The 24,532-nt window shown below is 37.4% G+C and carries 23 protein-coding genes, 2 tRNA genes and 1 riboswitch; of the genes, 3 read left to right on the forward strand and 22 right to left on the reverse strand.

What is annotated here, in order from left to right; genetic code table 11:
• Nucleotides 1-465 precede the first annotated feature (465 nt).
• The 14 genes from D8M06_RS19885 to D8M06_RS15850 all read right to left on the reverse strand — a co-directional run bounded on the left by D8M06_RS19885 (nucleotide 466) and on the right by D8M06_RS15850 (nucleotide 14,633).
• Nucleotides 466-603, reverse strand: a complete 138-nt coding sequence (locus D8M06_RS19885; protein WP_158591805.1) for a hypothetical protein — start codon at nucleotides 601-603, stop codon at nucleotides 466-468.
• Between the two features lie 11 nt (nucleotides 604-614).
• Complete coding sequence (locus tag D8M06_RS15790) at nucleotides 615-1,124, reverse strand: YfiT family bacillithiol transferase (protein ID WP_121205570.1); 510 nt, start codon at nucleotides 1,122-1,124, stop codon at nucleotides 615-617.
• A gap of 269 nt (nucleotides 1,125-1,393) precedes the next feature.
• Nucleotides 1,394-2,425 carry an MBL fold metallo-hydrolase gene (locus D8M06_RS15795; RefSeq protein WP_121205571.1) on the reverse strand — a complete coding sequence of 344 codons (1,032 nt, stop codon included), beginning with the start codon at nucleotides 2,423-2,425 and terminating at the stop codon, nucleotides 1,394-1,396.
• A gap of 37 nt (nucleotides 2,426-2,462) precedes the next feature.
• Nucleotides 2,463-4,457, reverse strand: a complete 1,995-nt coding sequence (locus D8M06_RS15800; protein WP_121205572.1) for an acetoacetate--CoA ligase — start codon at nucleotides 4,455-4,457, stop codon at nucleotides 2,463-2,465.
• A 112-nt stretch (nucleotides 4,458-4,569) separates the two neighbouring features.
• Nucleotides 4,570-5,358, reverse strand: a complete 789-nt coding sequence (locus D8M06_RS15805) for an enoyl-CoA hydratase/isomerase family protein (RefSeq protein WP_121205573.1) — start codon at nucleotides 5,356-5,358, stop codon at nucleotides 4,570-4,572.
• A 39-nt stretch (nucleotides 5,359-5,397) separates the two neighbouring features.
• A complete protein-coding gene (locus D8M06_RS15810) occupies nucleotides 5,398-6,582 on the reverse strand; it encodes an acetyl-CoA C-acetyltransferase (RefSeq protein WP_121205574.1) in 1,185 nt (394 codons plus the stop codon).
• Nucleotides 6,583-6,701: 119 nt separating this feature from the next.
• A complete protein-coding gene (locus D8M06_RS15815; protein WP_121205575.1) occupies nucleotides 6,702-6,992 on the reverse strand; it encodes an antibiotic biosynthesis monooxygenase family protein in 291 nt (96 codons plus the stop codon).
• Nucleotides 6,993-7,005: 13 nt separating this feature from the next.
• A complete protein-coding gene (locus tag D8M06_RS15820; protein ID WP_121205576.1) occupies nucleotides 7,006-7,887 on the reverse strand; it encodes a VOC family protein in 882 nt (293 codons plus the stop codon).
• Nucleotides 7,888-8,008: 121 nt separating this feature from the next.
• Nucleotides 8,009-9,592 (reverse strand): bifunctional 3-(3-hydroxy-phenyl)propionate/3-hydroxycinnamic acid hydroxylase MhpA, encoded by a 1,584-nt coding sequence (gene mhpA, locus D8M06_RS15825; protein WP_121205577.1) that lies wholly within the window; start codon nucleotides 9,590-9,592, stop codon nucleotides 8,009-8,011.
• 25 nt (nucleotides 9,593-9,617) lie between these two features.
• Nucleotides 9,618-11,186 carry a bifunctional 3-(3-hydroxy-phenyl)propionate/3-hydroxycinnamic acid hydroxylase MhpA gene (gene mhpA, locus D8M06_RS15830; protein WP_121205578.1) on the reverse strand — a complete coding sequence of 523 codons (1,569 nt, stop codon included), beginning with the start codon at nucleotides 11,184-11,186 and terminating at the stop codon, nucleotides 9,618-9,620.
• A gap of 103 nt (nucleotides 11,187-11,289) precedes the next feature.
• The gene (locus D8M06_RS15835; RefSeq protein WP_121205579.1) at nucleotides 11,290-12,273 is read right to left on the reverse strand and encodes a fumarylacetoacetate hydrolase family protein; all 984 of its coding nucleotides are present in this window, start codon (nucleotides 12,271-12,273) and stop codon (nucleotides 11,290-11,292) included.
• 27 nt (nucleotides 12,274-12,300) lie between these two features.
• Nucleotides 12,301-13,029 (reverse strand): FadR/GntR family transcriptional regulator, encoded by a 729-nt coding sequence (locus D8M06_RS15840; RefSeq protein ID WP_121205580.1) that lies wholly within the window; start codon nucleotides 13,027-13,029, stop codon nucleotides 12,301-12,303.
• Nucleotides 13,030-13,533: 504 nt separating this feature from the next.
• Complete coding sequence (locus D8M06_RS15845; protein WP_121205581.1) at nucleotides 13,534-14,043, reverse strand: YfiT family bacillithiol transferase; 510 nt, start codon at nucleotides 14,041-14,043, stop codon at nucleotides 13,534-13,536.
• Between the two features lie 275 nt (nucleotides 14,044-14,318).
• Nucleotides 14,319-14,633: a phage holin family protein gene (locus D8M06_RS15850; protein WP_121205582.1), complete on the reverse strand. Its 315-nt coding sequence runs from the start codon at nucleotides 14,631-14,633 to the stop codon at nucleotides 14,319-14,321.
• Nucleotides 14,634-14,813: 180 nt separating this feature from the next.
• A riboswitch (SAM riboswitch) is annotated at nucleotides 14,814-14,928 on the forward strand.
• Nucleotides 14,929-15,081: 153 nt separating this feature from the next.
• Here D8M06_RS15850 and D8M06_RS15855 point away from each other — a divergent pair.
• Together D8M06_RS15855 and D8M06_RS15860 are read left to right on the forward strand one after the other, a co-directional pair.
• Entirely contained in the window at nucleotides 15,082-16,698 is a 1,617-nt protein-coding gene (locus D8M06_RS15855; RefSeq protein ID WP_121205583.1) for a sodium:solute symporter family protein, read from the forward strand.
• A 38-nt stretch (nucleotides 16,699-16,736) separates the two neighbouring features.
• On the forward strand, nucleotides 16,737-17,162 hold the full coding sequence (locus tag D8M06_RS15860; RefSeq protein ID WP_121205584.1) for an OsmC family protein: 426 nt from the start codon (nucleotides 16,737-16,739) through the stop codon (nucleotides 17,160-17,162).
• Between the two features lie 66 nt (nucleotides 17,163-17,228).
• Here the strand turns inward: D8M06_RS15860 and D8M06_RS15865 are convergent.
• A tRNA-Gln gene (locus D8M06_RS15865) sits at nucleotides 17,229-17,303 on the reverse strand.
• A 5-nt stretch (nucleotides 17,304-17,308) separates the two neighbouring features.
• Nucleotides 17,309-17,383, reverse strand: a tRNA-Asn gene (locus D8M06_RS15870).
• Between the two features lie 196 nt (nucleotides 17,384-17,579).
• On the opposite strand from D8M06_RS15870, the gene D8M06_RS15875 reads away from it, so the two are divergent.
• Nucleotides 17,580-18,830, forward strand: coding sequence for an amidohydrolase family protein (locus D8M06_RS15875; RefSeq protein WP_194074643.1), 1,251 nt, complete (start codon nucleotides 17,580-17,582; stop codon nucleotides 18,828-18,830).
• A gap of 259 nt (nucleotides 18,831-19,089) precedes the next feature.
• On the opposite strand, the gene D8M06_RS15880 is transcribed toward D8M06_RS15875, so the two are convergent.
• From D8M06_RS15880 to D8M06_RS15905, 6 genes are all read right to left on the reverse strand, one after another.
• Complete coding sequence (locus tag D8M06_RS15880; RefSeq protein ID WP_121205586.1) at nucleotides 19,090-19,683, reverse strand: YdeI/OmpD-associated family protein; 594 nt, start codon at nucleotides 19,681-19,683, stop codon at nucleotides 19,090-19,092.
• Nucleotides 19,684-19,722: 39 nt separating this feature from the next.
• Nucleotides 19,723-20,634 carry a hypothetical protein gene (locus tag D8M06_RS20055; RefSeq protein ID WP_194074644.1) on the reverse strand — a complete coding sequence of 304 codons (912 nt, stop codon included), beginning with the start codon at nucleotides 20,632-20,634 and terminating at the stop codon, nucleotides 19,723-19,725.
• A gap of 231 nt (nucleotides 20,635-20,865) precedes the next feature.
• Entirely contained in the window at nucleotides 20,866-21,546 is a 681-nt protein-coding gene (locus D8M06_RS15890) for a Na-translocating system protein MpsC family protein (RefSeq protein ID WP_241558969.1), read from the reverse strand.
• A gap of 30 nt (nucleotides 21,547-21,576) precedes the next feature.
• Complete coding sequence (locus D8M06_RS15895) at nucleotides 21,577-22,251, reverse strand: Na-translocating system protein MpsC family protein (protein ID WP_121205588.1); 675 nt, start codon at nucleotides 22,249-22,251, stop codon at nucleotides 21,577-21,579.
• Nucleotides 22,252-22,827: 576 nt separating this feature from the next.
• Complete coding sequence (locus D8M06_RS15900; RefSeq protein WP_121205589.1) at nucleotides 22,828-23,871, reverse strand: PAS domain S-box protein; 1,044 nt, start codon at nucleotides 23,869-23,871, stop codon at nucleotides 22,828-22,830.
• Between the two features lie 396 nt (nucleotides 23,872-24,267).
• Nucleotides 24,268-24,429 (reverse strand): YfhE family protein, encoded by a 162-nt coding sequence (locus D8M06_RS15905; protein ID WP_121205590.1) that lies wholly within the window; start codon nucleotides 24,427-24,429, stop codon nucleotides 24,268-24,270.
• Between the last annotated feature and the right edge of the window lie 103 nt (nucleotides 24,430-24,532).

A 24,532-nucleotide genomic window follows, 5' to 3' on the forward strand; every position in this document is an offset into this window, starting at 1 on the left:
AATCACCCACTACTTTCATCATTATTACTTTGATTATAAAACAGAACAGCTAACAAATCATTTTTGTTGGCTGTTCTGAGGGACTTTTTCAGTGGCCTTGGACAGGTTCCTTGTCCCTAATCGGTTCAGTGGTTAATCCCTCTGGCTCGAGGACACTAGTACGAGGAAGAAGCTACTTGAATCGAGCGAGGAACTCTTCAAAGCGTGCAAGCAGCACGCGAAATCGAGCAAGGAACTCTTCAAACCGCGCGAGCGCTAGTCTGAAACGAGCGAGAATCGCTTTGAATAGAGCGATTACACCCGAAATCGAGCGAGGAGAATTTCACATAACACAGAGACAGGCTGAGATTACTTATATCTTGTATCAACAAAAAAGCAGACGCTAATACGTCCACTAAAATCCTTGCTAATTAAATTGTTTATGCTCTTTTTCTCTTCATTAATAGAACTACTTAATCCCACCAATTATACTACCATCACAGAATCTCTACCTACTAATCTTTTCTTGACCAACGTAATGGCCTCTTGTTCCACCCCTATAGTGAACAGGTATTGATTAACCGTTTCATAGTTGGCTGTAAGATAATCATATACCTTTTCCATTCCTAATAATACTATTTTTCTAATGCAATTTTTATATGGGCTAAGTGATGCTCTTCATGCCAAGCTAATTTTGCTACCTTTGTTGCAACGTTTATATTACCATTTGTCTGATGTACGAAATATCGATTTAATTGTTCTTCGGTTAAATGTTGTCCCAAAGATACGACACGCTCATTGATGCCTTCCAGCATTTTTATGGAACTTTCTACAGGAAGTTTTGTATCCGGTTGAATTGCCCACTGATCTTGATCAAAAGCTGGTACGGTTGGGCTCTCATCTGTTAAAGCCAGCTTCAAACGCTGATACATGTTCAACTGAGAGTCAGCAATATGATGAACAAGCCCACGAACGTTCCAGCTGCCCTCACGATACGTTTTACTTAATTCCTTCTCATTTAAGGAGTCGACAGTTTCTCTTAAACGAGTCGTGTATGTTTCGATTTGCCTTAACCATTCTTGAATATCTTCTTGTGTTACCTTTTCCGGCACTTGTAATTTGCCAATTGGAAATCTTACATCCATTATTTTCAAACCCCTCTCCCTCTTCTTTATTTCATTATAATTCAGTATTTATAAATAATATACCTTATTGACTTATAGCTTGTAATTAATGTTGATTTACTTTTACAAAAAATTTCATTAATGAATAGACAAATGTTATTATCGACAAAAACTAAATTAAAAGTGTATACAAAAGAGCGGAATGAGTATCTAATCATCTCCATTCCACTCTTTCATCTTAGATATAATTTTATGCTTGATTTTTTAATTCATTAGAACGTAAAAACTCCTTACTCACTTATCGTAACCTCTTCCCCAACCTCAATCGACATTAAATCTTCTCCCAGTTCGACTTCACCATCATAAATTGCCTTCGTTCTATCAACAATAGTCGCTTCATGTTCGGGTAAAAAAGTTGCAATATGAGTAAATACAGCTAGACTAGGATCGATTTCTTTAAAAAGTTCTCCTGCTTGCTCTGGTGTCGTATGATAGGCTTCAATGTTTTTGTGTGCTTCAGATTGATATTCTTCATCCGGACCTTTAACTACCACTACTTCTTGAACGAGTAAATCGGCATCTTTTGCATGTTTTATAAGGTTTTCACTATAGGTCGTATCACCAGAAATCACGACAGAACGCCCTTTGTAGTTTATTCGATATCCTAGTGCTGGTTTCATTGGGCCATGATCTACATTAAATGCGATGACCTCGACACCGTTATTTTCATAAACGATGCCTTCTTCGATCTCGTGAACTGTCGAAGCTAGACCTGAAGCACCTTCCACTTGTTTGCGTGTATTTATATCCACTTCAAAAGCTTGGATGGTACTATTAACAAAATTTTCTGTTCCTTCTGGTCCCCAAACTTGTAAGTCGCCTTCTCTATTCCCCCTTGGATCTGGTACAGCTGCAGTAATCAATAAGTCTGCAAATCCTACGGTATGATCATGATGCAAATGTGTCACAAAGAGCTTATCAATCATCCCTGGAGAGATATCTATCTGATCTAATCTTAGGGCAGCCCCTCTTCCAACATCAAAAAGTAACCTTTCATCCCCAACTTCTACTAAGGTGGAATTTCCAAGTCTCTCCATGGATAATACTGGCGACCCTGTTCCGAGAAGCGTAACCTTCATATCCACACTATTTTCTACCTCTTCTTCAGTTTCTTCATTTGTTTCAGATGTTGACGAACTGGCCTCAACCTGATTCGACTCTTCCTTTTCTGCATTATCCGATGAAGCATCACTTGCACACCCCATTAATAATACGAAAGAAATAATACTTATAACGAATAACCAACCATCTTTTCGTTTCATATATGCTCACCCCGTTTAATCCGTCATTCTAAATTAACTAAACATTAACTGCTAATTTCTCCTTAAACGCAACAAAATAGGAAATGGATTCTGGATTCAATAAGGAACCAATGTTAACCGCTTCTTCTTTTGGTACGCCCATCAAGATTTTCTTAATCGGAACTTCAATTTTCTTCCCATTTAAGGTTTTAGGTAACTCTTGAACTTTTACAATTTCATTGGGAATATGTCTTGGTGAGCAGTTTTGGCGAATATTTTGATTGATTTTTGTTTTTAATTCATCCGTAATTTCCGTTCCATCCCTAAGTACCACAAATAAAGGCATGTAGGATTGTTCGGGACTTATCGGAATGTCCACTATTAAACTATCGACAATTTCAGTGACACCGTCTAGTGCACTGTAGATTTCACTGGTTCCCATTCGAATCCCACCACGGTTAATCGTTGCATCGGAACGTCCAAAAATAATTCCTGTACCTCTTGAGGTTATTTGGAGAAAATCACCATGTCTCCACACTCCTGGAAATACATCAAAATAACTATTTCGGTATCTTTCACCATCCTCATCATTCCAAAAATAGATAGGCATGGATGGCATCGGTTCGGTAATCACGAGTTCACCAATTTCATCGATCATTTCTTTTCCTTCATCATTAAATGCCTTCAAGGCTACACCAAGTGCACGTGCTTGTATTTCACCAGAATAGACGGGTAAGAGAGGACTTCCTCCTAAAAATCCGGAACAAATATCTGTCCCACCACTGGTAGAATAAAGCCATACATCTTCTTTCACTTCCTCATATACCCAGTCAAATCCTGCTTCTGGCAACGGTGAGCCTGTAGATCCAATGGCTTTTAAACTAGAAAGGTCAAACGTTTCTTTTGGTTTGATTCCCTCCTTTGCACAAGCCATAAATAGACTGGCACTAGCCCCAAACACCGTTAATTTGGTCGATTCTGCAAACTTCCATAATGTTTGATGATTTGGATAACCTGGATTACCATCATATAAGACAATACTCGAACCAGTTAACAGCCCACTCACCACAATATTCCACATCATCCATCCGGTAGTGGTATACCAGAAAAAGCGATCTGTCTCCTTCAAATCATTTTGAAGTCCATGGAATTTTAAATGCTCTAGCAAAATTCCGCCATGCCCCTGGACAATCCCTTTTGGTTTTCCAGTAGTTCCAGAAGAATACAAAATCCAGAGTGGATGATTAAAAGAGACCTGTTCAAAAGATAACGTGGCTTGGTTATACTCTTTTAATAGTTGATTCCATAATTTAGTAGATGGACTAGCTACATCAGATTCTCTTAAATCCTCGCGTAAATAAGGAATGATGACTGTTTGTTCTAATGTAGGCAATTCTTCTTGAATTTGCCGTATATTTTCCAAACGGTCATATTGCTTTCCATTGTATTGATAGCCATCAACTGCAAACATGACTTTCGGTTTGATTTGTTTAAATCGATCGATCACACTTTTAACCCCAAACTCTGGAGCGCAACTAGACCATATAGCTCCAATACTCGCGCATGCCAAAAAGGCGGTAATGGTTTCATGAATATTGGAAGAGTAAGAAACCACACGATCACCTGGTTGGATGCCTAGACTTTTCAAATAACTTGCAATGGCAGCTGTATTTTGTTTCAATTCTTTCCAGGTTAAGACCGATTTTGGACGCATTTCCGATTGATAGATAATCGCTTCTTTATTAGGATTTTCTTTTCTGAAAATATGCTCTGCATAGTTTAAGGTAGCATTTGGGAACCAAGTGAATTCAGGCATTTCTTTCCCAGATAAGACAATCTCATCCTTTCTTTTACCTTGAATCTCAAAATAATCCCAAATCGCTAGCCAAAATTCTTCCTTTTCAGAAACTGACCACTCCCATAATTGGTGATAGTTTTCAAAGGTTAACCCCTTTGTTTCTTGTAGCCAGCTCATAAATTGCTTCATATTGGATTTTTCTTGCATTTCTTGTGAAGGTTGCCAAAGTAATCGTTCCTGAACTTCTCCTGTCATTTTCCATACCCCTTCCAAAAACAAAATCGATAGATAAAATGGATTTGTTTACAAAGCTTGGGCTTTCCACTACTTATAGCGACAGCCTAGCCTGCCTTTAATGCCTGTGAAACTACTTATTAAGAAAATCTGCGTCCCGTTTTTCCAAAAATGCCGAAATTCCTTCTTTTCCTTCTGAACTGTTCGCTCTTTCTGCTAGAGAGATGGATTCTTTTTGCATTTGAGATTCTAATGTATCTTGTAAAGATTGATAGAATAATTTCTTCGTGAGTCCAAAGGCATTCATTGGCCCACTGGCTAATGTTTCAGCTACATGAAGTACTTCCTCTAACAAGCGATCAGCAGGATAAACATCATTGATAATTCCCCAGTCTTTTGCTTCCGCCGAGCTTAACGGTTTATTTGTGTACATTAACTCTAGTGCTCGCTTCATTCCAACTAGACGTGGTAAAAAATAACTTCCAGATCCATCCGGTGTTAACCCTACCCGGTTATATGCCATGACTAATTTTGCCTTGTCTGAGGCATAGGCTAAATCACATGCACACACCAGACTCATGCCAGCGCCAGCCGCCGCACCATTAATAGCACCGATAAACGGTTTTTCCATCCGTGTGAAAGTGGATATCGCTTGGTGCAAATAAGTCGTCACTTTTTTCAAATGCGAGCTAATTTCTTCGCCTTGTTGTGAGAAGCTTTTTAAATCTCCTCCCACTGAAAAAGCACTTCCTTCTCCTGTCAGCACGACGACTCTAATTTCGTCTCTATCGGAACATTCAATGGCAACATCCATTAAGTCTTTTGCCATTTGCAGATCAAAGGCATTTCCTTTCGTCGGTCGATTTAATGTGACGATTCCTATATGCTTCTTAACTTCCAAATGAACAAGCGTATTTTTCATCCGATATCTCCTAACACTTCTTTTTATGAGAGTTCCTCTTTAGTCCGTAACATTCTCGATGACCATGGCAATCCCTTGTCCTCCACCAATACAGAGAGAGGATAACCCATATCTCAAGTTCCTCTTCTTCAATTCAAGTGCTAGCGAATAAGTGATTCTCGCTCCACTTGCACCAAGGGGATGACCTAAAGCAATGGCCCCACCGTTCACATTTACTTTTTCCTGATTGACTCCAAGCTCCTTAATTACAGCCAACGATTGAGCTGCAAAAGCTTCATTGATTTCAATCAAATCGATATCATCTATGCTCAACCCAGCGTTTTCTAATGCTTTCTTACTCGCAGGTACCGGCCCAATCCCCATGATCGTTGGATCTACTCCAGCAACACCCCATGAAACAATTCTCGCAAGTGGTTTTAATTGGTGACTCTGCACATATTTTTCCGAAGCAACCATGACTGAAGCAGCACCATCATTAATTCCACTAGAATTTCCCGGAGTCACGGAACCATCCTTCTTAAACGCTGGGCGTAATTTTCCTAAACTCTCCGACTCGACCCCTTCTCGGATATGCTCATCCGTGTCTACGATCATTTCTCTCCCTTTTTTATCTGTAGAAACATAAGGGACGATTTCATCTGTAAAACGACCTGTCCTTCTTGCTTTGCTCGCTTTTTCTTGGGATTGCACCGCAAAATCATCTTGTTCTTCTCTCGAAAGTTGATATTTCGCTGCTAAATTCTCAGCAGTCATTCCCATCCCGTACCCAATGTATTTGTCTGTTAGCGATTGGAAAAGCATGTCATCGACAACAGGAGCTTTATTGGGAGATCCAAACCTCGTTCCTCTAAGTACTTGTGGGGCTAGACTCATATTTTCTGTTCCTCCAGCAACGATGACATCGCTCTCACCTAAAGCAATGGATTTGGCTGCAGATACAATTGCTTGCAATCCAGACCCACATAAACGATTTAACGTTAGCGCGGATGAGGTTTCAGTTAACCCACTTTTTAATCCAATATGCCTTGCCAAATAAGCAGCATTCTCACTCGATTGAATCACATTTCCAAAGATTATCTCATCGATATCTTCAGCTGGGATTCCACTTCGCTCCATAGCACCTTTCGTAGAGACAGTTCCTAACTCTAATTCACTAACATTTTTAAAAGAACCACCAAATGTTCCAAAAGCAGTTCTCGCTCCATCCACTATATATGATTGCATTTCCTTCGCCTCAATTCTTTATTAGTTATTCAGAGAAAAGCGCCCATGAAATCATTCCTTGAACGAACAATCAGTTTTCAAAGAATTATGAGCGCAACGATTTAAAACCATCCCAAATACTAGATTACCTTTTCATAATGTTGTACTTTTGGAATACTCAAATAAAAAGGTCCAAGCAGTTTTTTCATTTCTTCAAATTCGGATGTCTTTTTAAAATCATGAACATGAGCTTCTACTGATTCCCAAGAAACAGATACTAAGTATTTATTTTCCTGCTCCACACATCGCTTCAGTTCCGCACCTAGGTAACCTTTTGAAGTTGACATTAATTCTTTCGCTTGGTTAAATGCTTCTTCAAAGTCTTTCTCTAAACCTGAAGTAACTTCCAGTATAAAAATCTCCTGTACCATTTGAAATTCACCCTTAAATTTTTGCCAAGTCTACTTGGAATTCTGTTCCCCAAACACTTAATCCTTCCCAAACTTTTGGTTTATACGGCATTTCTGAATGCCATGGGCGTGGCTCGAAAATTCCAAGTTCTGGTAAATAGACATCCATATCTGTGTACAGTTCCACCACATTCTCATCAGGATCACGATGATAGGTAGCGATATTACTGCCAGCCGTATGACGAGAAGGTCCCCAAATAATGGAACGACCATGTTTCGCTAATAAGTCAGACGCAGCGTATTGGTGAGAAGCATCCTTCAATTGAAAAGCAATATGATGTAACCTTGTTTCATTTGCTGCAATAATGTTTAATACATGGTGATCCATGTTACAAGTTAAGAAATTAGCAAAGCTCTCTCCGATTTTATCGGTAAAAGTAAATCCTAATACATCACGATAAAAATGGATCGTATCTTCGTAATTATTAGCTAAAAATGCCACATGTCCTAGTTTAAGCGGACTGATTCCTGATCCTGAAAAACCAACAGCTGGTTGATCAATATCTGTAAAAAGCTCGATTGTATTCCCAGCAGGATCATTCAATTCAACGAGTCTAGAAACTCCAGGCTTGGCATCTTCTAGAATTCTAGCTTCAACCCCCTGTGCAAGTATTTGATTCTGTACTTCATCTAACGACAACTTTCCATCTAATTGATAGCCATAGCTTCGAACGGCATTTTTATCGGAAGGAGTAATAACAATGTTGTGGTGGTCATATCCATTACTCAAATAGGTAATTCCATCCTTTTCTTCTGTAATACGGTATCCCATGGTATCGGTATAATACTCCACCATACTTCCAGGCTTTTTGGATAAGAAATCAACATAAGCTAATCTAAATACATTTACAGACATACAACTTCCTCCTCGTACTTTTTAAATTGGATATGAAATAGTTGCTTTCTATTTCTCTAGTAGTTAAGATAAATAAATAGGTTTCCCAGACCTATATACATGAACAAGTAGCTGATAAAGTTTATGATTGGACAGTTACTGTGTTCATGTATTTTTTAAATTGACTTGCTAGCGCTTCCACAAGATCAGATACTTTCGATACCTCGGATGTACTTCCAAAAATATAATAATCTGGACGAATGATGACAGCTTCTATGCCATTCTCTTCAAAATACTCGGAATACTTACCAGTCACATCGACCACGGTATCTTTGCCATCTTCCTCTACACTGGATATTTCTATACAGGTAGCATCAAGCTCATTCAAGAATTGTAATTGCGTATTACTTAATAACTCCCTTGGGTTTTGTACTGGACTGATAATTGTCCAACCGGTTCCCACTACATCATCAAATAAACCAACTTTATTCTGATACCCAACCTTACTTTGGAAGGACAATTTACCAGCCAAGTTATCCTTTTTCTCTTCCTCAGGCTGATATAGAATGCCATCTGTTAAGATTGGAAAAGCTGGAAACGGTGGTACTTTTCCTGAAAAGAAAGCATCATCTCTTTCTTTTGCTTTTTTAGGGTCATTCACACAAATCATTTCACCTAAATACAAAGCAGCATGGACTACCTTTTGATTGTGAGGCTTTCTTTCTTCCGTATAGGTATCTAAAATATCCTCATTCGATTTTCCTTTTAAGACTAAATCAAGTTTCCACGCTAAATTAGCTGCATCCCTGATTCCAGAACACATTCCTTGCCCCATAAATGGAGGGGTTAAATGGGCTGCGTCTCCAGCTATCATGGTTCTTCCTTTTCTCCAATTATCTACCCAAAGAGCTTTAAAGGTATAAACGGCGGTACGCTCTACTATCGAATTTTCTGGTGTATGATTCCAAGGTTCAAGTAATTTCCAAATGTATTCTTCCTGACTGATTTCTTCTTTCGACTCATTGGGAAGAACCATAAATTCCCATCTTCTTCTACCTGGTCCCCCAGAAACCACGGTTGTTGGTCGTGTTGGATCACAGATTTGCATAATGACTGGTAACTCGCTTTTTCCTTTTGGAATAATATCAACAACCAAAAAATCATAGGCAAAATTTAAATCCGTAACGGTATGTTCCATATGCTCTCGAACAATACTGTTTGCCCCGTCACAACCAACCGTATAGTTGGCAATGACTTTTCTTTCTTCCCCTGAATGTTCCTTTACCGTTAACTCCACACTTTCCTCTTTTTCCGCTATATCGATAACTTCACTTCCATAATGAATCCTAACGGAAGATAAATTCGAGCAAGTTTGATCCATTTCTTTTTCAAGAGACGGTTGGTTAAAAAATAATTCTCCTGGCCATCCAGATACTCCTTCTTTTTCAAAAGGAATGGATAAAAGCAGTTCTCGATCCGCATTATACCAGTTATACATCTCCCCTCCAGCTGCATCAAATAGTTTCTCTAATTTAGCTGAAGGTACAGCCCCTTGAAGGATTCTAGCAATCTCATCATCCATGGCAACGGCCCGTGGTAAGCGATAAGGCTCTACGAATTTTTCATAGATTCCTACTTTCCAGCCTTTCTTTCCCAGTAAAGATCCTAGCATCTTTGCTATTGGACCATAGCCAACAATTGCAACATCTACATACTCCTTTTTCATTGCTTCACCTCACCTTCTATTTATATTAGGCAGTTTCAACTGTGCCAACTCTAGAATTTATAGTAGCTTCTAAACAATCAATAACTTTGGCTAATTCTTCCTCCTGTGAAACACCAGCAAAGATATTAAAGTCTGGTCGAACCACAAGTATATCTACCTGATTATCTTTAAAATATTTTTCGTATTTGCCTTCTACATCTACTACTTTTTTACTAGATCCTTGAACATCTGTCAGGTGGACAAATTTCCCTCCAATTTTATCCATAAACTGAATTTGCTCTTCACTTAAGTATTGCTTTGGATCTTTATTCCATCCCATAACCATCCAGCCATGCCCGATGACATTGTCATATAAATCAGTCTGACCCTGATATGACACCACACTTTGTAAGGATAATTGACCAGCTAAGTGATTCTCCCCGGCTTGATATAGAATCCCATCTGTTAAAATCGGGAATTCAGGAAATGGTGGGAAGTTTCCGGATAGGAAGGCTTCATCTCTTCTTTTCGCTTCCTCCTCATCAGTTGTACATATCATTTTTCCTAGATAAATAGCTGCTTCAATCAGCTTAATCATGTGTGGTTTTCTTTCTTCTGTATATGTGTCTAACAAGGTGTCATCGGATATTCCCTGTAAAACCAGATCTAATTTCCAGGCAATATTACTTGCATCGCGAATGCCAGACGATAATCCCTGTCCCATAAACGGTGGAGTTAAATGCGCTGCATCTCCTGCTAACATTAATCTATTTTTTCTCCATTCATTTACCCATTTTGCTTTAAAGGTATAGACGGTGTAACGTTCCAAAATGGCGTTCTCTGGAGTAATATTCCAAGGCTTTAATAGTTCCCAGCAAACTTCTTCCTTCTGAAATTCTTCCTTCGTTTCACCTGGGAGCAACATAAATTCCCATCTTCTTCTGCCTGGTCCACCAGAAACCCTAGTAGTTGGGCGTTTTGGATCACAAATTTGTAAGTTCATCGGTTCAAAATTCATTTCCTCTTTTGGAATAATATCTACTACAAGGAAATCATTATAAAATCCTAAATCTGTTATAGAGTGTTCCATATTTTCACGAACAAAACTATTTGCACCATCACAGCCAATAACATATTTTGCCTTTGCCGAGACTACTTCTCCATCCTTTGTTTTGAACAATACACTTACATCGTCTTCTTTTTCGTTAATATAAATTCCCTGATAACCTAAATGAACATCCACAGTAGGATAGGATTTACTTGCCTCATCCATCACATTTTCTAGCTCTGCTTGATTGAAAAGCATATCAGCTGGCCAACCAGAAATACCATCCTGAGACCAGTCAATCTCTAGGAGCGTTTTCCCTTCCCCGTTACACCAAACATATTGATCCGGTACTTTCACAGATACTTTTTGGATTTCCTCCACAGGCGCAATGGCTTGGATGTTTCTAGTAATTTCATGATCATATTTGATTGCTCTTGGTAATCCATAGGGTTTATCAAATTTCTCAAAAACTCCGACATTCCAGCCTTTTTTCCCGAGTAGACCAGAGACCAATTTTCCTACTGGCCCATAGCCAATGATAAGTACATCATACTCCAATGTTTTCATATCATTTCCTCCCTTTATATAGTAAAGTTAAACACATAATGATAACGCATACATTCCGTTCAATGTAATAAGTGCTTGAAGAAGCACTTATTACATTGCAAGATTAATCAGCTGTCACTAAGGTATGAGAAGCTACAACATTTCTTTGTTCTCCTAAATCTATTTTTCCATCCTTACTCTTAATAGAAGCACGAACGACATCGCCATCTTTTAGATATTTATTTCCACTTCTCAGCTGATTCTCAACTAATGCTTGATGTTTACTTTCTGCAGGCTGAGTAATGTCTGTCACTTGTTTTAATAGGTCTGGCGTTAAATTCATTGCCACTCCTCCTGTTGTACCTGATAGGACCAAATCGCCTTTGGAAAAATCCATGATTTGTGATAGCTCTGTCAACGTTTCTGCTGGCTTATATAGCAACTGATCCGTATTAGCAGATTGACGTAACTCGTCATTGACCCAAAGATTTAATTCAAGATCATGGATTAAAGATACCTCTTCCTTGTCTAGTAAGTAAAAGATAGGCCCAGTTGGACAGAACGTACGATAGCTTTTACCTTTTAGCCACTGGCCTTCCACTAACTGTACATCACGAGCAGAGACATCGTTCGTCAACACAATACCAGCTATATATTCATGTAGGTTGTCATCCGTTACTTCTACCGCTTCGCTTATATTCGTTCCTAAGACCAATCCTAATTCTATTTCATAGTCTAGCAATTCTACATTAGATGGTCGAATAATTTCCGAATACGCACCAGTTAGCGTGCTATCAGCTTTACTAAAAATTAAATTAAAAGGAGGACGGTTTGCTTCCATTCCAGATTCTGCACGATGACTCGAATAATTCGCTCCTTGACAAACGATTCTTGCTGGTTTCGTGACAGGACTTAATACGTTAACCTCATCAAACGAAACCGTTTCAGCACTTGAATCCTCTAATAATTTTCTTGCTTCCTCTTGACCATTTTGTAGAAAATCCTCTAGAGTAGAATAATTTTCTTTTAATACTTTGATACGCTTTCCTTCTAATACTCCCCATTGTTCTGTGTTATTGTTTTCAAATCGAACTACTTGAATTCCCATATACACTTCTCCTCCCACTTCTACTATTTACTCATTATGATCTAGTAAAGTCTTTTCAAATAATAGTTGAACCCTTAAGATCATATTGGTCATAACTGTTTTTGCCTTCTCCTCATCACCGGTCATGATCGCATCGTATAAATCACGATGCCTATTTAATACTTCTAGGGTTGGTTTATCCTGTTGTAATTCTGGGTTTTTATTTAAAGCTGCAATACTTTTTTCTCTACTAATAACGAGACCTTTATGAAGTAGTTTAAGTAAACTTATCATCAATGAATTATGGGATGCTTCGATAATTCTTAAATGAAAGTTATAATCTGCTTTCGCCCACTTTTTCGTATCATTTATCGTATCTTTAAGATTTTGGAAGCAAATAGTAATTTCTTCTTTATCCTTCTCTGTTGCATTTCTTGCTGCTAATGCAGCTGCTACGGGTTCCATTCCTAGTCGGACATTCGTCATATCGAGAAAGAATTCCCCATCTCTTCCTTGGTAGTCACTAATCCAATTCATCACATCCAAATCCCACCATTGCCAATCACTACTTGGCAAGACTACCGTACCTGAGCGTTTATTGGAACGAACAATTTTTCGTGCGGACAATCCCTGAAGCGCTTCTCGTACCACCGTACGACTTACACCATAATCCTCACTCAAATCTTCTACTTTAGGTAATTTTTCTCCAGCTTTCATGGAACCGCTTACTATTTTTCTACCAATTTTACTTGCAATCTCATCACTTCTATTTCGCATTCATCTATCTCCTTTTTGATTAGGAAATCCCCCCTTGCAAAGATTCTCCCAAACAAATAATATTTATTTGTATTTTCAGATAAATATTATTTATTTATATATTACTAGCCCAAATATTATTTGTCAATAATTTTTCATAAAAGTTTTTCGATTAAAATATTTGTGATAAGGATACAGATTCCTCCTCCCTGTTCGCCATAGACCAATACCTATTCGTATAAGTAGTATATCTCAGACCAAGAACTTTACTTAATTTAACAGGATAATACTAGTTTTCTAGTATAAAATAAAAGATAGAATAACCCACTATAATTAACAATTTTAGACAGCAAATGTGAATACCTCTAATACAGGCGGTGAAGGAACATTGGCTCTTGAAAATTTAAAAGGACCCAATATATCTTTTGGCATTACTCTAGTAAATTAGTGACAATTCCTTTCCTATAAAACCAAATAAAAAAGATATTGCTACGTGAAGCAATATCTTTTCCATTCCTAATCCTATTATTTTTCTAATGCAATTTTTATATGGGCTAAGTGATGCTCTTCATGCCAAGCTAATTTCGCAACCTTTGTTGCAACAGTTATTTTGCCATTTGTCTGATGTACGAAATACCGATCTAATTGTTCTTCGGTTAAATGTTGTCCCAAGGATACGATACGCTCATTGATACCTTCCAGCATTTTTATGGAACTTTCTACAGGAATTTTTGTATCCGGTTGAATAGCCCACTCATCTTGATCAAAAGCTGGTACGGTTGGACTTTCACCTGTTAAAGCCAACTTCAAACGTTGATACATGTTCAGCTGAGAGTCAGCAATATGATGAACCAGTTCACGAACGTTCCAGCTACCATCACGATACGTTTTGCTCAATGCCTTATCATCTAATGAGTCAACAGTCTCTCTTAATCGAGTCGTGTACGTCTCCATTTGTTTCAACCATTCTTGAACATCTTCTTGTCCTACCTTTTCAGGAACTTGTAATTTGCCAATTGGAAATTTAACATCCATTATTTTCAATCACCTCTCCCTTCAATTTATTTCATTATAATTCAGTATTTACAAATAATATACCTTATCGACTTGAATCTAGTATTTTTTAAAAAGCTATTTTCTAAAAGATTGTTGTTTTTGCACATAAATTTATAGACTGTGGATATCTTTAATTTAGAATAGTATTCCTCTCGCTCACACTTAGCTCATGAAATCACGTTTAAGATAATTATTATTCTAATTAACAGCAGCACACCAGCATTGCTTCCATTAAAAAAGAGCGAAAGGGATTTTTATTCATCTTTCCCATTCCGCTTCGTAATATCTATATTTGATTGTTCTGTCTTTCTTTCATAGATACCAACAATCGTATTATGAATGATATCCCTGAAAACCATTTCCGTTCCAGTGACAAGCACTCCCTGAACAACCGCTCTAATATCAAAACCATAATACAAAAGACAAGCAGACACCGCAAAAATTAGTTTTATCCAGGCGTGTATCCATTTGGGAATAACAGGGGTTTGGTCAAGTATTAAACCAATGAAATATAAAGCAGGGATTAAGATAAACGTTTCTGGATAGATATAAAGTCTTAATAAATCCATATGAGAATCACCTATTATCAAGTTATGATATTCTTTCAGATTTGTATGGGTTGTTGTACGCTTCAATTCAAACTATGTTTATTCCAAATTATGTAGGGAAGTAACCACCTATCTAAACAATTTTCCCTATTGACTTATTACTTAAAATATTATAAGTTATTAATCAATCAAATAGATAACTTCTTATTAAGAGAGGTGGAGGGGTATGGCCCTTTGAAGCCTCGGCAGCGGGCTCACGTCATGTGAGTACTGTGCCAATTCCATCAAACAGCTTGTTCTGTTTGAAAGATAAGAAGAGGATTCGTATAAGCCATATACATATACCCTCTTCTTAGGAAGGGGGTTTTTTATTTCCCCTTCAATCACGCCAAGGAAAGGAGAATTTCTGCAAAATTAAACCCGAGTAAACAAATCGATTTATTTATTTTTGTAAAAGGAGGAAATTATCATGAGTGAATATGGAATATGGATTTTAGTTCTTGCTTTTGGATATACCGCCGTGCTTATTATCGCAGGGCAATTAGCAAAACGGAAGATAACAAAGACAGGAAGCTATTTTGTAGCGGGAAGAAATTTTAATAAATGGATTGTGGCCTTTTGTATCACAGGACTTTTCTCTGGTTCTACCTATATCTCGATTCTAGAACTCTCGTATTTATCAGGAATATCAGCAATTTGGTATGGAGTAGCAGAAATGGTGCAGATCTTTATTATAGCCTTTTTGATTATTCGACCTTTCCGAAAAAAGATGCTTGTTACCATTTCTGGTTTAATTGGCGATAAGTTTGGCCGTACGGCGCTTGGACTTTCCGGTGCCATTACAGCCTTTGCTTTTCCGATGTGGTCCGTTGCAACAGCGATTGCTTTTGCATCTGCCATTCATGTTTTCACCGGAATATCCTTGACACTATCCGTTGCCATCACGGCCATTCTCTTATTCGTTTATTTACAAGGTGGCGGCATGTGGTCGATTGCCTTTACCCAAACGATTAATTTCTTTTTATTCATCTTCATGTTTATCGTTGGAATGATTGCCTTTTTCATCAACCCTGGAATCGATGGGTTACGTACATACGCCAGTGCTACTCCAGCGATGTTTGACTGGGATAGTGTAGGGCTGCAAGTAATCGTTGCTTGGTTTGGTACCTTCTTAGTCAACGTTATTCTTGCACAAGCTGCGTTCCAAATGGCCCTTTCCGCTAAATCACCAGAAGAAGGGCAAAAAGGAATGATTCTTGCTGGAGGCATGGCAATTCCATTTATTGTTTGTGGGGTATTATTCGGAATCGGTGCTGCGATTGCCGTTCCAAATGCACAAACTGGGCTCATTGCAATCCCGCAGTATTTAATGGAAGTACTGCCAGCACCATTAGTCGGGGTATTTTTCTTGGGAGTATGGGCTTGTGCTTTAGGTTGGGGTGCACCTTGCCAATTTTCTGGTGCAACCAGTCTAGGAAGGGATACAGCTAGAGCCGTTTATCCGCAAGCAAAAGAAGCACAGCTAATTAAATATACAAAAATATCACTGCTACTTCTAACTGCACTCATGATTGTCTTTGGCATGCTTCGAACCGAGCAATCAGCATGGTGGAACGTATTAGCCTGGACCATGAGAAATAGTGCGACATTTGCACCTGTCATTGCCGCTCTATTCTGGCCAATTGTTACGAGAAATGCTGTTGTTGCTTCGTTATTTACTGGATTTTCAAGCGGATTACTTTGGTACCATTTAGGCGGATGGCAACCCGATCAATTTTTCGCCAATATCCATCCCGTTTGGATAGGAAGTTCCGTTAACGTAATCACCATTATTGTAGGGACCTTGTTAGATAAACAGTCTAACTGGACGATTCAAAAAGAAGCACGAATTGCCTATGTCGGTTTAGGTCTTGGTATCGCACTCACTTTTATCAATGTCCTATTCTTTAACGCTCTCTATCAAAATGGATTGCTAGGATTATTTGGTTTTGCAGCAATTATGTCCTACTTCATTGCCGCAATCCAGTTCTTTAAACCAATACAAGAAAGGCAACATTCTATAGAAGAGAGAGTAGCAAACGGCTAATACCCTTTTAAAAAACAAAAAAAGAAAGGAAAATATGAATGCGGACCAATATTTCATGGAAAGGAAACGTAGCATTTTCAGGTGAGACAAACACAGGTCATGAGATTAAAATAGATGGCGCCGAGGAACTTGGTGGTCAGAATGCCGGCGTTCGACCGATGAAACTGCTCTTGCATTCCCTAGCAGGGTGTACTGGAATTCATGTCATCTCCATCCTACAAAAGATGAGAATAGAGCCGACTTCCTTTCATCTTACTTTAGACGGATGTCGTGCAGAAAAACCACCGAAAAATTTTACGAATATAAAGATGCATTTTGCCTTCGAAGGGAATTTGCCAGAAGAAAAAGTCATACGTGCAATTAAATTAACGAATGAAAAATACTGCTCTGTTGCACATTCATTAAATGTCCCCATCACATCATCCTATTCGATTAATGGGCAGTTGGGAATTGACACCTTATAGAAAAGCTTTCCAAAAACAGGACAGGTACCTCGTAGTAGACGAGGTACCTGTCCTTGTATATGTAAATGGCTGGGTTACCAGGATTCGAACCTGGGATACACGGGATCAAAACCCGATGCCTTACCGCTTGGCTATAACCCAGTAAATGGCTCTACAGGTAGGATTCGAACCTACGACCGATCGGTTAACAGCCGATTGCTCTACCACTGAGCTACTGTGGAATAACTTGTTTTTATCAATGCCGTCACAATTACTAGCATGCTCATCCATTAAATGTATTATGCAATAAATTATTAAAGGAATCATCTCTTTTCAATCCCTTGCTTCTTAAAGATGTACCATTTGCCTTTCTAGGATGGCCAAGGTTACAATATAATAATATGACATCTAAATGATAATGCAGAGGAGTAATGTATGATGAAGAAATTTATTAATGCAACCATATATGGAGACCCAGAATCACATGAATTTTTAATAGACAACGGTCAATTCAAAGAAATCGGCAATGATTTAAGCAACGCTGATGAAGTGATTGATTTAGAAGGCCGTTTGGTTTTGCCTCCCTATGTTGATCCTCATTTACACTTGGATTATATCTTTTCAGGGCTTGGCGAGGGAAATGCCAATGTTTCCGGGACATTATTTGAAGGGATACAGCGCTGGAGTGATAACAAGAAATCATTGACGGAAGAAATGGTACGGGAGCGTGCGATAAAAGGAATCCAAAAAGAAGTAAGTAAAGGCGTTCAATTTATTCGTACCCATGTTGATATTACGGATCCGAATTTAACAGGAATGAAAGCTTTACTTAAACTGCGTGAGGAATTAAAAGATATCGTTACTTTGCAGCTTGTAGCCTTCCCGCAAGAAGGTTTTTTCAGATATAAAGGTGCGGAGCAGTTAATGGAAAAGGCACTCGAAATGGGCGCGGATGTAGCAGGAGGAATCCCTCACTTTGAAATTTCCTATGAACATGGCGTGGAATCCTTGAAACGCATTGTCGACATGGCCATCAAACATAACGTGATGATTGATATCCACTGTGATGAAAATGATGATCCAAATAGTCGCTTTTTAGAAGTGTTAAATGCGCTAGTGATGGAAAAAGATTATGGTACATACACAACTGCAAGTCATACCTGCAGCTTTGCTTCGGTAGAAAACAGTTATGCCAATAAAATGCTAGGCTTATTTAAAGAATCACAGATTAACTTTATTTCTTGTCCTACAGAAAACGCACATCTACAAGGACGTGGGGACACTTATCCGAAACGTCGAGGCTTAACACGAGTGAAAGAGTTATTAAATAATGGAAATCATGTTGCTTTTGCTCAAGACTCCATTGCGGATTATTGGTATCCATTAGGAAATGGAAATATGATGAACATCTTAGATAATGGGATTCACTTAGCCCATTATACGCACATTGATGAAATCAATAAGGCTTTCGACCTCATCACCTACCACGGCGCAAATATTATGCGAGTAAATGATGAATATGGCATCGAAGCAGGAAAAGCTGCTAACTTTATCGTGTTAGACGCAAAAGATGCTTATGAAGCCATTCGTGAGCGAGCAGAAGTCCTTGTCTCCATCCGAAATGGGGAATATCTCTTTAAGCGTGAACCACGGAAAAATGAAGTAGAGGTAGATTTCTTAAAACAGTAAAATAATGGGCAGGTTGAGATCACGGAAAAAATCTCAGCCTGCCCTTTTATGCATAGTGGTCCTCGCTCGATATCGGATGGTGTTTGCTCGTTTTCGGATGATGCCGCTCGTTTATGAATGGTGATGGCATGATTTTCATAGATTCTCGCGCGATTTAGAATGGATTACGAGCGATTTCCAGGGTCCCTCGCACGAATATATGTAGAAGATCCTATCGTGAATTTTATATAAAAACTTAAATCTTTAACCTTTCTGACTATTAATCACGTAGACCCTTCCCATCGAGAATTTTCTGCACATATTTTTCAATTCTGGACTCTCTAGTTTTGGATTGTTTGGCTTTTGAAATATAAAAAATGTATGCCCTTTGCCTTCCTGGCGTTAAGCTTTCAAAAGCAGTTTTCAACTCAGGCATTTCCTCAAATTTAGCTTGAAGTTCATCAGGAATCGTGTATTCTTCCGTCTTTTTAAATTTCACTTCCAGGCCGGATTTTTCCACCTCAATGGCTTCATAAATATAGTCTTTCAAAGCTGTTTCTATTTCTTCTATTTCCTGAACGTTCGTGAACCGTATCTGACGCTGTGCCTGTGAGTTTTCCCCGGGCTTGATTAGAATATTTTTAGGATCTTTTAATAGGGAACCTTTGAAAAACATAAGTGCACCGTACGCTTTAAAGTCTTGCATAATTACGATATTACTATTGTCAAAAGTGTAACAAGGCAATCTCCATTTCCATTCTTCGGTCAGTCCACAGTCATGAATAATCTGTCTCAATTTCTTAAATTCTGCCTGCCACTTTTCAGCTTCATTTAAAAATTCATCAACCTTGGGATTCGTTTTACTACTTGTCATCAAGGAACACCTTCTTTTAATAGGTTAATAATAGTTTATTTATTCTAGTTTAAAATCCAACACACTTTTACCTTTTAAATTATTTCCTTTCGCCCATAAAAATTCTAAAGCATATTGAACTCCCATTTTCTGTTCATCCACTTCCATATTTAGTGGCGTATTCGTACTATCTACCTTCACCTTGTTCACTTCTTCGTTATTCTCCGTATTTATTTCAATGAGATTCACCTCAGTAGGCTGAGGATTCATTTTATGCCAGTCTATCAGTATTTGGTCACCTATTTCCACATCCCCCGCATGAATGTCCGAATAATTATATGTATTTTTGTCATTACAATCATTCCAACATACTTCTGTATAACTGTGATTAAATACCACACCATCTGCACTTTCTGATTGGAACTTTTTAATCGATGGCAATTCCATTAAGGAGAATCTTGGAAGTTTTTCATTATCCTTTATGGTTATCTCCTTTTTTTCTTGAATATCAATATGACCTACATATTGTGCACGATTTCCAGGATTACTAAAGATAACTTCTAATACATAATTCCCTTCGTTCGTTGGGAATCGGAATTCTCTATAATCACTCAGTTCCAAATCTATTGATTCTCCATCCCTCCATAAAGTAGCTGTAATCCTTGGATTGGACCAAATATCTCCACCATTTTCTTCATTCTCCATAAAGTCTAAAGTTGCTTTTTGATTCGGCGATACCCTAATTACCTCTTGTGATAAGCCAAATTCTTCGATATTTTCTACTGTTTCTTCTACCTCTCCACTCGACGAGCTCCAACTAATATTCGCTTCGGTTAATTGCGTTGCTGGATTTTCCAAGCCAAGTTCTAATTGTACATGAGCAGTTGGTACACCAACATCATAATCTTCTCCTATACATCCTGCCAATATTAATACAAAGATTACCACCATCAATAGTTTTGTAAATTTCACCAGCTCGTTCCCCCCCTCAATATTATTTGTCCAACCTGTCCCATAGCTTCTTTATTTACATTAACATAACCTTCAAAACGCAACAAAAAAACAGGTAGGTCTGTGATGGAAGCCAAACCTAACAAGGTGCCTGGCACTCCCCGGTTTTTGTTGAATATTGTCGAATGGGCTGCTGTAATAAACTGGCACCCTCCCATATACCATGAAAGAGTGCCTAAACCGGGAACGAATTCAGTTTCCTAATATAAATGCCATTAATGACTTATCTTCTTTCGTATTCCAATCAATAAAAATGTCCTTGATATCACTTTTAAATATATCTTTAAATTTTCCGTAGCGATGAAAATAACTCTTTTCCAGACTGTCTTTTGTAAATAATAATTCATCCTTAAATCCCTTATTTATTAGGGCTTTTTCAATTGGAACTAAGATGCCAATCCGTCCGACTAAGTATATGGTTGACGATACCGGATAAATATTTATATTGTCGGGTACTTTTTGAACTAATTCACTAATTCGGGCAACCTCTTGTTCTAACAAAGAATTATCTATCATTGAATTAATATTCTCGTTCCTAATCTCTTCATTTAACACATAAATAATATTCCCAGTATTATTAGGAAAATTCCAATCGTGATAATAATACTCCACTTCACTGTTTAGGGACACTTGGATTACTCCGGTTAATTCCTCCAAAACTTGGTTAATAATAACATTTCTAGCCTTTGTCACTTGATTTGTTTGCCCCTGACTGATAAGTACTTCTTCCATCGGAGAGATAAATCCTCGTATATACAGAACAACAAACTTATGATTTACCGTCGTTTGACATGATTTTGGGCCCTTGCCAAAATTTTTCCTTAATAATTTACTTGTATAACTGCTTATGGAATTTAATATGTTTTGATCCACAAAATACCTCCTCATGAGACGTATCAGTTGTTATCGCAAGTAAAAGAAAAAGTAACTTTGATCATACTGATAGTCCCAAATCATATAAACTCCTTTGACTTCCTTGCCCATTACTTCACCTAAAGATTCTTGATAACTTTTTTTAATCTCCTTCGCTCGTTCTTGCAAGATATCCGTGTGCCCTTTTTTATATAATATTTTTTCAACCTGAAGCATCACTTCATGACATTTGACAGCAAACATTCGCTTGTTAAACATAACCATTTCTAAATGGGTGGGAACTTTATGTACATTGGCACTGACTTTCATCACTTTATTTTCAATATGGTGTTTCGTTTGTTGATCGATATTTTCACATTTCCAATTAGCTTGTTCATTTTGAAACAAAATAATCCCTGTATCTGTGACAAAATCCCAATCACTTGCATAATGATTAAATGAAATTCCTAAAGCACGGTGAATTTCCGCTTGTAAATCTTTACAAATACGATCCATTACGGAGGTCCGGAAGCTATATGCTAAAGGTTCCTTATTATTTTCTAATAAAGCTTTCTCTGAAGGAGTCATGAACTTATTAATGTGTATGATTAATTTATTTTCATGCAGAGAGGAATAACACGTTTGTGGTCCCTTTCCATACCAGTATTTCAAATGTTTACTAATTGTACTATTTAGTTCTTGTATTTCATTTATTACATTTTCCATTTATACTTTCCGCCTTTTTATTTTTAAATAAAAATAAGTTTTTTACTCTTATTAACTAAGTTGATAAATTCATTTATAATCTGAATTCATAGTAATGCGCTTTGCCCCCCACTCCGGAAATTTGTGTTAACTTGATATCTTTTTCTAATGATAAATGATAGGTTTTCTGATTTTTAGGTAAGAAATCGTTATACTCCTTAAAACAGTGTTGATTGGAGCAGAGGGCAGTCGACTCCTGCAGGTTGATAGGCCTAGACGAGATTAAAGAATCCATATTCTATTCAAAATAAGACATAACCATATAAGCAACAATCTATTAGAAAAAGAGCCTAAAAAAAACAAAAAAGGCCTAACTTCCTTTAATAAGAAGTTAGGCCATGGTTAGACTTGCTATTTAACATAATTTCTACCATTTACCGATTCAAATTAGAAATAGATTTCTAGAATCTATTTATATGTATAATTAGTCAAAGTAATAAATCAAATTAAAAAATATCAGTTCATACTAATGACTATAAGACATTAGTCTCCTCTAGACTACCATTCATCAAGTAAAAATGCAAAACTAACTTCTTATCATTTCATAGATTCTTTAATTAACCCTAGTATGGTGCTCGCATCTCGATCATTATGAATCCCATATTTATTTCCCTCTAAAACAAGTACCTCATTCACTATTTTTTCTATGTAACTCATATCTTCTGCAATTTGATTAAAATATGCTTCTTCATTTTTCCCGCTTCGTATTAGTTCCATAAAACCTTTCACTCGAATCACTGGGTTTTTTAGTTCATATGCTATTCCAGTGGCAATTAGAATAGATAGATTAAAGTGCTTTTTATGATCAAACAAATCTCTAATAATAAAATGCGTCATTTTCTTTTGATTATAAATAGCTGGCAATACTTGCATTTCCGTTTCTATTTGACTTCCATCCAGTTTTAATATCCTTTGGTTATACGGGCGCTCAATCACGCTTTGATCTGACTGATCAATTTTTTCTCTAACTAAAGGAATGTCTTCTGCTGGAACTAGATCAAAAATGCTTTTACCCACCACACTTTCTTTTCCTTTAGCACCCATTGCTCTCAAAGCCAACAGATTGATATATTCTACTTTATAGTTCGCTACAATAATGATGCCAAATGGAGAGTGATCAATTAAGTTTTTATAGGATGTATCTCCATCTTCTTGAGGTTCTGCTTCTAAGGATGGTTGATCTAACATGGTGGATTTGAAGAATACATATCTTCCTATCAAATGATCGTTCGAATAAATCGGCAAAAAAATAAGACGCAATTCTTTACTCTCACAATAGTTCTTCGTGAAAGCTTTTGCTGCAGCAGTTTGCAGGGTTTCCGTGAAAAAATCCGTAATTGGCAAATCACTATTTGGGAAAATATCATAAAGGTTCATCGTTGATAATTCGTCAGGTGCATACCCTAATAGTGGTTCGCAGCAATCACTTGCATATCTAATTTGATTTTCCAAATTAATAATGAAAAAAGGTTCCTTTTCTGCAGAGGCGATGGTGAATGTATGATTTATTTGTGTTTTTATATATTCTTCTAATTGCAGGAACTTATGTTGATTATCCAATTCCCCATTAAAACCGGCCATCCCTTTAATCCTCCATTTTGAAAATCCATCTCATAAAGTTTCAAAACTTTGACAGTACCATATTCCCTTCATTGAAAAGTACTTCAACGTAAAAAAGCCAAAATAAGGGTAGCGATATAACTACCTCTTATTTTGGCTTTAATGATTTTTAGCATAATGTCTAATTCATCATAACCTACTTTTAAATTGACTTGAACACGATAAATATCTATCTAAAGATGGATAATGAGCATTCTATTCTCTTTATCCTATCTTTGTATACTATTTTAATAAACTAAATTGTATTGTAACATCTTTCGGAGTGATTTAAAACTATAAGATTCATAGTATAAGAGGGTACCTTTTCTTATTCCCTACATTACTGGTGGAAAGACTTGTACCTCGCTTCTTATTCAATTATTTTAATAGATTCGGATTCTCATCTTTTGCCTCTATTACTTCTGATTTACGATATCCTCCAGCAATATCAGCTTTTTTAAATTCCCTGGCATAGTGTACTTCCTGTGCATCTGATAATTGCTGATTTACAGTTGGTTGATATTGTGCATTTCTTCTCAATGGTAGCCATCCTTTCTATCAAAATTACTTACATCTATTGTCTACCCTGATTCTAGGAAAATAAAACATAGAAATTATATATTCTATTTTTTCGGCTCTTTTC

Origin of the sequence: Oceanobacillus halophilus (assembly GCF_003628505.1) — a bacterium.
GTDB lineage: Bacteria > Bacillota > Bacilli > Bacillales > Amphibacillaceae > Oceanobacillus > Oceanobacillus halophilus.

Excerpts from the sequence above, each read along its gene's own strand:
- D8M06_RS19885 (WP_158591805.1), bottom strand. The coding sequence starts at position 603 with ATGGAAAAGGTATATGATTATCTTACAGCCAACTATGAAACGGTTAAT.
- D8M06_RS15790 (WP_121205570.1), bottom strand. The coding sequence starts at position 1,124 with ATGGATGTAAGATTTCCAATTGGCAAATTACAAGTGCCGGAAAAGGTA.
- D8M06_RS15795 (WP_121205571.1), bottom strand. The coding sequence starts at position 2,425 with ATGAAACGAAAAGATGGTTGGTTATTCGTTATAAGTATTATTTCTTTC.
- D8M06_RS15800 (WP_121205572.1), bottom strand. The coding sequence starts at position 4,457 with ATGACAGGAGAAGTTCAGGAACGATTACTTTGGCAACCTTCACAAGAA.
- D8M06_RS15805 (WP_121205573.1), bottom strand. The coding sequence starts at position 5,358 with ATGAAAAATACGCTTGTTCATTTGGAAGTTAAGAAGCATATAGGAATC.
- D8M06_RS15810 (WP_121205574.1), bottom strand. The coding sequence starts at position 6,582 with ATGCAATCATATATAGTGGATGGAGCGAGAACTGCTTTTGGAACATTT.
- D8M06_RS15815 (WP_121205575.1), bottom strand. The coding sequence starts at position 6,992 with ATGGTACAGGAGATTTTTATACTGGAAGTTACTTCAGGTTTAGAGAAA.
- D8M06_RS15820 (WP_121205576.1), bottom strand. The coding sequence starts at position 7,887 with ATGTCTGTAAATGTATTTAGATTAGCTTATGTTGATTTCTTATCCAAA.
- mhpA (WP_121205577.1), bottom strand. The coding sequence starts at position 9,592 with ATGAAAAAGGAGTATGTAGATGTTGCAATTGTTGGCTATGGTCCAATA.
- mhpA (WP_121205578.1), bottom strand. The coding sequence starts at position 11,186 with ATGAAAACATTGGAGTATGATGTACTTATCATTGGCTATGGGCCAGTA.
- D8M06_RS15835 (WP_121205579.1), bottom strand. The coding sequence starts at position 12,273 with ATGGGAATTCAAGTAGTTCGATTTGAAAACAATAACACAGAACAATGG.
- D8M06_RS15840 (WP_121205580.1), bottom strand. The coding sequence starts at position 13,029 with ATGCGAAATAGAAGTGATGAGATTGCAAGTAAAATTGGTAGAAAAATA.
- D8M06_RS15845 (WP_121205581.1), bottom strand. The coding sequence starts at position 14,043 with ATGGATGTTAAATTTCCAATTGGCAAATTACAAGTTCCTGAAAAGGTA.
- D8M06_RS15850 (WP_121205582.1), bottom strand. The coding sequence starts at position 14,633 with ATGGATTTATTAAGACTTTATATCTATCCAGAAACGTTTATCTTAATC.
- D8M06_RS15855 (WP_121205583.1), top strand. The coding sequence starts at position 15,082 with ATGAGTGAATATGGAATATGGATTTTAGTTCTTGCTTTTGGATATACC.
- D8M06_RS15860 (WP_121205584.1), top strand. The coding sequence starts at position 16,737 with ATGCGGACCAATATTTCATGGAAAGGAAACGTAGCATTTTCAGGTGAG.
- D8M06_RS15875 (WP_194074643.1), top strand. The coding sequence starts at position 17,580 with ATGAAGAAATTTATTAATGCAACCATATATGGAGACCCAGAATCACAT.
- D8M06_RS15880 (WP_121205586.1), bottom strand. The coding sequence starts at position 19,683 with ATGACAAGTAGTAAAACGAATCCCAAGGTTGATGAATTTTTAAATGAA.
- D8M06_RS15895 (WP_121205588.1), bottom strand. The coding sequence starts at position 22,251 with ATGGAAAATGTAATAAATGAAATACAAGAACTAAATAGTACAATTAGT.
- D8M06_RS15900 (WP_121205589.1), bottom strand. The coding sequence starts at position 23,871 with ATGGCCGGTTTTAATGGGGAATTGGATAATCAACATAAGTTCCTGCAA.